Source organism: Ruminobacter sp. RM87 (assembly GCF_000701925.1).
Taxonomy (GTDB): domain Bacteria; phylum Pseudomonadota; class Gammaproteobacteria; order Enterobacterales; family Succinivibrionaceae; genus Ruminobacter; species Ruminobacter amylophilus.
Genome location: NZ_JNKD01000033.1, coordinates 25844 through 34376 on the forward strand (window position 1 = coordinate 25844; position 8533 = coordinate 34376).

General features: G+C 43.4%; 6 protein-coding genes and 1 pseudogene. 4 read left to right on the forward strand and 3 right to left on the reverse strand.

Translation table 11 applies throughout. The features are described 5' to 3' along the window. Positions 1 to 168 precede the first annotated feature (168 nt). Positions 169 to 1062: a DnaJ domain-containing protein gene (locus T489_RS14320; protein WP_031579472.1), complete on the reverse strand. Its 894-nt coding sequence runs from the start codon at positions 1060 to 1062 to the stop codon at positions 169 to 171. 188 nt (positions 1063 to 1250) lie between these two features. On the opposite strand from T489_RS14320, the gene T489_RS0107680 reads away from it, so the two are divergent. The 3 genes from T489_RS0107680 (at position 1251) to T489_RS0107695 (ending at position 2970) form a co-directional block, all read left to right on the forward strand. Then, positions 1251 to 1625, forward strand: a complete 375-nt coding sequence (locus tag T489_RS0107680) for a hypothetical protein (RefSeq protein ID WP_031579473.1) — start codon at positions 1251 to 1253, stop codon at positions 1623 to 1625. Positions 1626 to 1720: 95 nt separating this feature from the next. Continuing rightward, on the forward strand, positions 1721 to 1864 hold the full coding sequence (locus T489_RS14905) for a hypothetical protein (RefSeq protein ID WP_157608136.1): 144 nt from the start codon (positions 1721 to 1723) through the stop codon (positions 1862 to 1864). Positions 1865 to 2028: 164 nt separating this feature from the next. After that, a complete protein-coding gene (locus tag T489_RS0107695; RefSeq protein WP_031579474.1) occupies positions 2029 to 2970 on the forward strand; it encodes a hypothetical protein in 942 nt (313 codons plus the stop codon). A 238-nt stretch (positions 2971 to 3208) separates the two neighbouring features. Here T489_RS0107695 and T489_RS14325 read toward each other — a convergent pair whose 3' ends face one another. Continuing rightward, entirely contained in the window at positions 3209 to 7117 is a 3909-nt protein-coding gene (locus T489_RS14325; protein ID WP_051621899.1) for an SNF2-related protein, read from the reverse strand. A gap of 344 nt (positions 7118 to 7461) precedes the next feature. On the opposite strand from T489_RS14325, the pseudogene T489_RS0107705 reads away from it, so the two are divergent. Then, a pseudogene (locus T489_RS0107705) lies at positions 7462 to 8226 on the forward strand (AAA family ATPase). 72 nt (positions 8227 to 8298) lie between these two features. Here the strand turns inward: T489_RS0107705 and T489_RS15210 are convergent. Beyond that, positions 8299 to 8533: hypothetical protein (locus T489_RS15210; RefSeq protein WP_031579477.1), on the reverse strand; the 235-nt coding region annotated here is incomplete at its 5' end.

Consider the following 8533-nt stretch of genomic DNA (forward strand, 5'->3'; position numbering starts at 1 on the left):
TGCGGTAATCGCGGTTCATTTTCCACCCTGACCGGAACAATATATTATCATGTTCAGGGGGCTACTATACTTTATATAGTGAGGCAAAAAAGCCTGTTTGTTCACGAATTAAGCATATCGGAAAGTGAATACCGCCCCTGCTCATATTCCGTTTTCTGAAGAAAAGCATCAGAAAACGCGACGTTTTTTTACAATATCGTACGCCTGGTTGATTTCCTTGGTCTTTTCCTCATATACCGAAACCATATCCTCCGGAAGCCCCTTGGCCTTAATCAGATCCGGGTGATATTTTTTAATGAGTCTTCTGTAGGCGCGCGACACCTCTCCCGCCGTTGAGTTTTCAGTCACGCCGAGAAGGCGGAGCGCATCCTCATAAATTCCTTCGCTTTCGGCAGACTTTCTTTTTCTGCCGCCGAATTCGTCACGCTGATTTCTGCCGGTGTATGTATAGGAATAATCATGGAAACTGTGACTGTAAAACTCCCTGCTTTTTTCCTCGTCAGGTTTTCTGGATGCCTCTTCGAAGGTATACGATTTCATTTCCCTGATGAGAGCATCAACTTCCTCCACGGTTACGAAAAGAGCATTGGCAATCTCCTTTACTCTTTTCTCCTCTTCAGGAATTATCTTATTGTCGGCAAGAGCCATGAACACCATGAAGGAGACAACCTTGACGTAGGCATCATGGTCTCCGGAATATGCCCTGAGTATTATGTCTATGTCAACATGCGGATCATAACCGTAGTTGCACCCCGTACCGTATGCATATTTAAGTATGGTGTTGTAACGGGGATCAAGGCGGTTTATGACGTTATCCGCACTGGCGTTCTCTCTGGGAGTAACCGCCGGATTTCCCCTGGCGATGTAGCCGAGAATGCGCATGATGGCGGACTTGGTATCAATGTCTCTTGAAGTTTCGGACGACTTTCTCCGATCTGAACCGGAACGGCCGTATCCCTTTTTGATTTTATCCTCTTCTTTTTCTTCTCTGTCTGTTGAATGCGAGCTGAAATAAACCTTATAAAATAACACGGCAACAACTATCACAAAAATAATCGGCATGTATAATTTGCTGATAAAATCAAGAATCCAAACAAAAAGAACCATAAGTTATGTCAAATACGAGGAATAAAAAACGTTGTTTCGAATAATTTCAGTAATATATCACCATCAGTAATAATTTCATTTCTTTTATGTCAGATATGTCTGATTTCGAGAAGATGTTCAATTTTGTACCGGAGCTTTCCTGAATGAATCAGCAGCGGAAGAGGCTCGCCTTCACCTGTCAGGGCAACAGCTGTCGCAACGATTTTTTATGCGTGATTTTTATTACTCCGGAAATCATAAAAGCAGTTGAAAAACAGAATTATAAGGACATCGCATTAATACTTCTTGTATGGGGAGGATTATCCGCTTTATCGTCAAACCGGCTGCAGTATGGCGGTCATTGTCATGATTGCGGTATTCATCCTGCTTCTGATAAATATTCCCCACTGCATATCAGGTCTGACGATATTCAGCAGATGGATTATAACGCATCCATAAATACAGTGGTAAAGGGAACAAGATCAGACGTTCCTGTCTTAACGGTTATGCGTTTGAATGCGCCTGTTTCAGTCTGGTAATAGGTTCTGAATATATTCATGCCTGTGACGGCCGCATATACAGAGAGGCAAGAGAAGAAAAATCATTCCTCGTCACACCGGATCAGTTTCAGGTCATGATGATAATGATGCAGTTCTATCCGGACAAGCCTGCAGACAATCCTCACTATATCAGCATAGAAGCACCTCGCGGTTATATCTCCGTAGACTGGCATACCTCAGCTCCGGTTCCGGGACAGGCCGGATACAGACTGATTTAAGCGCTGTCCGTATCGAATCCGGAAAGAACTGCATGTTCTGGTTCCGGATCTGATTCACGATTAATCATGTTCCGGCAGTACGGCATGAATGTTTAAATCAGATATTCCGATCTATAATAGACATGTAAGTCGAAGTTGAAATATGGTTTAATCCGGAGATCAGCATGAAGAACTCATTCAGAAATTTTTCAGAGAAAACGGTCTGCCTTGCTCTGTCACTGACAGCCATGACTCTTACCACGGACGTTTATGCGGGATTCAGCGAAGGAAATCAGAAAGCCGGTCTGGCAGCCGTGTACACGGTAAAAGACAGTTTCGCATATCCGGAAGCCTTCTACGGCAAACAGTTTCTTGACGATAACGGCAGAATAAAAGCCATGTTATATCTCGCCAACTATCCGAAAAATCTCACGAATCACCATAAGATAGCCGCCACGCTGGTGCCGAAGGTATTCGGATGTACCAGCATTGAGGTTGCTCCTCCGCCTCAGGACGATGATTTCATCGATGATCACGCATCTTTTAAAAACTGCAGAATATCCGATGACCTTAGCTATAACGGCGACATATACGTTTCCGGAGGTTTTTATCAGATTATAGTTCATACTCCTGATTTTCCGGAAAACTTCATATCCGAAATAATGGAATACGACGAAAGCTTTCAGCTGAGTCTTGCGGCTCAGGACTATCCGTCGGCTGAAGCTCCGTCAGCAACCCCTGATTCTCTTTCCGTTCCTCAAGGATACGTGGTTCTCCCGACTTTCAGATATCCGGATTTTCATGAAATGCCTGATATTGCCAGGACGTTTATCAATCCTGAAACCCGACAGCTGTTCAGCTATGTCATCCTCAGAAAAAGCAGTCTGGGAGACAGGGTTCCTGCCGAGGAAATACAGGATTTCTGTCAGAACACCATACCACTCGAAAAAGCTGGGAATTCAGCCGGACTGTATACATTCAGAGACTGCACGTCACTGCAGTACAGTGTTCCCGTTATTACAGACGGTTCGATTTTACAGCAGCCTGACGGAAGCCTGATATTTGAGATTCACAGCAGAAATATTACTGATGCGGAGCTTGAAACCTTTATGAAAAATCTAAAGTAGATTCCTGCGCTGCATAAATTCGGGCGGAGGATGTGGGATGCGGACAAAAAAATTAAAAATATTATCCGTACCGTGTCTATTTTTTTAATTTTTATTCCGAACGTCTAAATTTCGTGCTATAGATATAAAAAATGCCCAGCACACAGAACAACCGGAGAACAGTCTCCGGTTCTCCGGTTAAAAACGGCAATCCTTAAAAATAAACGTCTTCACTTTCATGGAGTTTCAGATATCCGCATCAGTCATCACCGGCATCAATGCTTTTTGAAAGCTTAAACAAATCTTTGATTTCACCAATGGACATTTCAGTAATCCATTTTTCCCCGGACTCTACCGTAAGATCGGCAAGTTCCCTCTTGGCTCGAATCATTTCATCGATTTTTTCTTCAAAGGTGCCTTCACAGATAAAACGATAGACATTGACGTTATTTTTCTGCCCGATACGGAAGGCTCGGTCTGTCGCCTGATTCTCTACTGCCGGATTCCACCACAGATCATAATGAATCACGGCGGATGCGGCAGTTATGTTAAGACCGGTACCGGCGGCCTTCAGGGAAAGAATCAGCACAGGACGGTGACGGTCGGTCTGAAATACACTGACCATCCGTTCGCGTTCCTTAAGGGAAATGCTGCCGTGCAGAAAATCAGCGTCAATATTCATCTTATCCTTAAACCATGAGGCAATAAGCTCTCCGGTAGAGGTATACTGCGTAAAAATAATGGTCTTTCTGCCGGCATCCCTGAGGGATGATACCAGTTCTAGAAGAGTCCCCGCCTTGCCGGAGGTCTCCCATTCAGAGGAAGCTGTAGTGTCATAGCAGTGCGGAGCATTACAGATCTGCTTGAGAGCGGTAATCATTGACAGAATGATTCCCCGTCGCTGCTTCTGGAAATCACTGCCTTCAGAATCTCCCTTTTCCAAAATGGAAACGGCATTATTCACGACTGACTCATAAAGCACCTTCTGTTCGACTGTCAGAGAACAGTACTGCTCGGTAACTATTTTCTCAGGCAGATCGCTTATTATGGATTTATCTGTTTTCATTCGACGCATGATAAACGGAGAGGTAAGACGTTTAAACTGCTCCAGAGATTTAAGATTCTTCTCCCGTTCAATCGGCACGGCATATGCCTTGTTAAATGATGACATGCTGCCGAGAAGCCCCGGATTGGCAAAATCCATAATTGACCAGTATTCCATCAGTCTGTTTTCCACCGGTGTGCCGGACATGGCGATAAAGCCGTCTGATTTCAGAGAGCATACTGCTTTTCTGGTAGTTGTGGAGGCATTCTTGATGTTCTGAGCTTCATCAATAATCAGTATTCTGATTTTCATTGAGGCAAAAAGCTCCGTTGCAGATCTGAGTTTGCCGTACGTAGTGATAACCACATGCCCTTTCTCAGGAATCTCCGCTCCGGGACCGTATACTACGGAATACTTAAGTTCCGGAGCAAATCTGGTTATTTCCTTCTGCCAGTTGATAAGCAGAGTTTTCGGAACCACCACCAGCGCTCTTGCTTTATTAAATTCTCCGGCAAGACGCATCGACTCCAGAACGGCAATAACCTGCAGTGTCTTACCGAGCCCCATATCGTCGGCGATGATGGAGCCTATGCCCAGCATGGCGTTGTTGTAAAGCCAGCTGAAACCGCTTACCTGATAAGGACGTAGTTCTGCCTTAACCGTGGCAGGCACTTCGATATTCCTGCGTCTGAACAGTCCGTTAAGAGTGGCGGTGGCAGTATCATCAAGGACCACATCTATTCCGGAAAAACTTCCGGTAATGGCGGCCAGCACCAGTGCATTGCCGGAAACAGCCTTTTCCGTCTGTTTCTTCTGCTTAAGGAGATTCTTAACATCATCAGCGGTAAAATAAAGGTACCGCCCCTTGAAACGAACAAGTTTTTCGGCATTGTCGACAAGCCAGGCAAAATCGTCCGGTGAAAGCTCCAGATCCCCTGCCGTATACTCCCAGTCATAGGACAGTATCTTTTTAAGATTGATAAAGCTTAAGCTTCCACCCGGCATCCCTGACGAGGAGATCTTCATCTTCACTGCCGGTTTAAGAAGCTTCTTCATGCTTTTCGGCATGACAATCCGGCAGCCGATGATCTTTAAAAGAGGAAGAGAGCTGATAAGAAGTTCTTCCAGCTCCTTTATGGAAAGTTTTATTCTATCCTTACCGGTATTAAGCAGAGTATTCAGTGCAGGACAGCAGAATGTTAGCTTTCCGGAAAGCTTCAGAACATCAAAATAACATGGATCGGCTGGGTTCGCCAGCACTCTGGCAAGAGGAACAGCCTCATTTCCAAGTCTTTTGGAACTTAAACTCAGAGAAAAATAAACATTTACCGCATCATCCGCCATTTCGGCTGATGTCCCTTCGGCTTTGGCAGAGCCGTGCTCCGCCGTGTTTTCACCGGCGGAAGATTCAGTAATCGAAATAAGCGGAACCATATCCCCGTCAAGCAGATGGAAGGAAACCAGCCATTTTTCCAAACTGGTGTATTCAGGAAGCAGACCGTTATAGGCAATAGCGGCACCGGGAGTATCAAAAAGAAGATCAAATACAATATCATCCGAGTAGGTTTTATCGTACTCATCAAAATAGGTGTCCTGAATGATATTCGAAACAAAGTAGCCGATGGCTGTGGTTCCGATAAAAAGTGCTGACGGTTCCGCATCTCCCTCTACGGCCACTATTTTTCTGGAAAAGCCCTTCAGGATATTACCGGTCCTGGTACATAAAGCTCTGACATCAGGAGCAAGCAGTGCCGGAATCCAACGGCAGGATACAGCCTCGGAAGACTCGTCTTTTATAAGTCTTAACTGTTTAATCATCAGACCGTATTCCGGCTCAAACCTTATAATCTGAGGAATAATCGCACCTGAAACCACCAGCTTGAGGGCAATATAGTAAAGTCTGAGACAGATTTCCTCCTCGGTAGAATAGCAGGAGCTAATCACTTCCGAATCAGGTATTCCCGGAAGTCCGGATATTCTGTCAGTGATATCGTGATTTACCAGAATACCGCAACCGGTGTATGCCATGACCGCATTAACGGCATCCAAGCCTTTTTTCTGAACGGGATTTACATACTTATCGGCGTAGCTTTGACGTTTTTTACTCCATCTTTTTAAAACCGTTTTATTGACGGTATCACTAGAAATCAGACTGCCTGCCGTAACCACGTTTTCATTTTTCTCAGTGATTTCCGGAAAAACATCTACTCCGAGACGAAAAAACCTGAGAGCATCTTCGCCTATATCTGTATTTTTTAATACGGCTTTAGCTTTTTTAGCGGCTTTTTGAAGCAGTTTGCCGTATTTACTTCTGAAATTCCCGAAAACATAACCAGCAGGACTTTCCGGCAGCAGATTCATAAGATCTTCGAAAAGATTCGGTACCGGTTCAAAGGAAAGCCTGTCCAGCATACTCAGAAGACGGTTTTCCTCCTCGCTGTTTCCGGAAGTATCCTTCAGGAAACCGGTGCTGCAGTTTTCATCATCAGTTTCTTCATCTGCCGGCAGTCCAGATTCAGATTCACATTCATGTCGCTTATCATCATGGCCGGAAAATCCGGATATCTCGTTCCATTTAGGAACACTGACCTCCATAGCCCTATCCAGATTAATCTCACGGTTCTTAAGCTCCTTGAGCAAATCTATACCGCGCATTCTGAAAAGTACAAAGGGATCCCGGTCAATCTCCATGCTCATCATGTATATAACAGCGGCAATATGTTTGCACGGCACGGCAAAATCAGGACAGTTGCAATTCATTTCCAGATCTCGCCACTGTCTCGGGAATATACTGATATCAAGAGACGAAGCAATATCAAGAAGATCAGGATCAAGTATTCTATTTGACAGAGAAGCCATAATATTCGGCTTCGTCATAATGAGATCCATCAGTTTTTCCAAGTCATTGGCAGATACCTGAGGAACCGTAATGGTAATCCTGTAGGATGAAGCATAGTGACCTTTAACCTTTGCGGAAATAACATTTTCAGTAATAGTAAGATCCAATACCTTACCGGTATTGGCATAAGTTTTTCCGCGGGGAATCCGGTTGGCATTATCGATTTTAGTCAGGGATGCAAGCCATTCCTTTCCCCACCATGTTGTACCGTAAGATGTAGCCATAAAAAATCCGTTTAAAAAGGCAGATCTAAGTTAAAATCCGTCACCAAATCATCTGTTAATCATAAATGATCACAGTATACCAAAACATCGACTTTCTGGAAAATTCAGCTATATTTTCGGGATAATCACTTTTTTATGTGATTGCCAAAAATAAAACCGGTATTCATCACCATAACATCTCTTAAATATTGATATTTACAGTAAAACGCTTTAACACTGAAGACAGTAAGTATTGTAACCCGTTTCATCCGGCGGTTGACAGCCGTAAATTACGCTTTACGACCTCAAAGGTGTCAGGGCAACCGCATAGGTGTCAGGCATTATTTGAAAATCAGAAATTCATTATGGCGGAAGAATCAGTAAAATTATTAAATTCCCCTTATGGTGTAGTTGCATACGAAAGTTTTAAACTTCGAAACCGTGCCTTTGCAGATAAAAGCGGCATAATTCTGCATCTTGATGATGATGGTATGACACCATACCCTGTTCTTCTCCGTCCGAGACGCTTCGGTAAAAGCACCTTTGTTCAGATGCTTAAGTGCTTTTACGACATATCGTACGCTGACAGATATGAAGAACTGTTTTCCGGAACTGCCGTATATAATGAAGATCTGGAAAGCCACAACACATACCATGTACTGGACTTTGATTTTTCAGGAGTATCCGGTGATGACAAGAATACATCAATCAATGGATTTATCACAGCAGTTGATTTAGGAATTACCGATTTTATTGAACGTTATCCCGATTTTGTTTTCAATCCTACAGAGGAGGAAAAGAAAACACCTTCCAGCTTTATCAGATCCTTTTTTAAAGCATATAAGCTGTATCTGTCCAAGAAATCTCTTTACTTAATAATTGACGAATATGATAATTTTGCCAACAGTATTCTCTCTCAGGATTTGTAACTCTTCAAAGCAATTACCGGTACGGGGGGATTTCTTGAGGATTTCTATGCTGCCATAAAAGACGGGGCTAAACGCGTTGTCGCCAAAACCTTTATTACCGGGGTATCATCCGTTTCCCTGGATTCACTTACCTCCGGATTTAATATTTCACTGAATGTCACTTCTGATAAATGCTTTAATGAACTCAACTTTCCCACATGATTTTGAGTGGAAAAACATAGCGCAACCTTAATCCATGCGGTTTAGGTGTTTTTTAAAAACATGTATTGATTTTTATGACAATTTTGGAGTTTTTTTGGTGGCGAATTCTTCGTACAGACCTAATACGAAATCCTGAATATAAGCAATCTGTTCGGTAAACCAGCTGCTGAGCATTTTGAAAGCCAGTACCATTGCCTTTTCGTAACAGCTTTTTTTCAGATACTTTCTGTCACGCAGAGCCTGTACATAGCCCATGAAGGTATTCATCAGTGTATCTAATGCTATATTCAGATGTATTTCCTCCAAT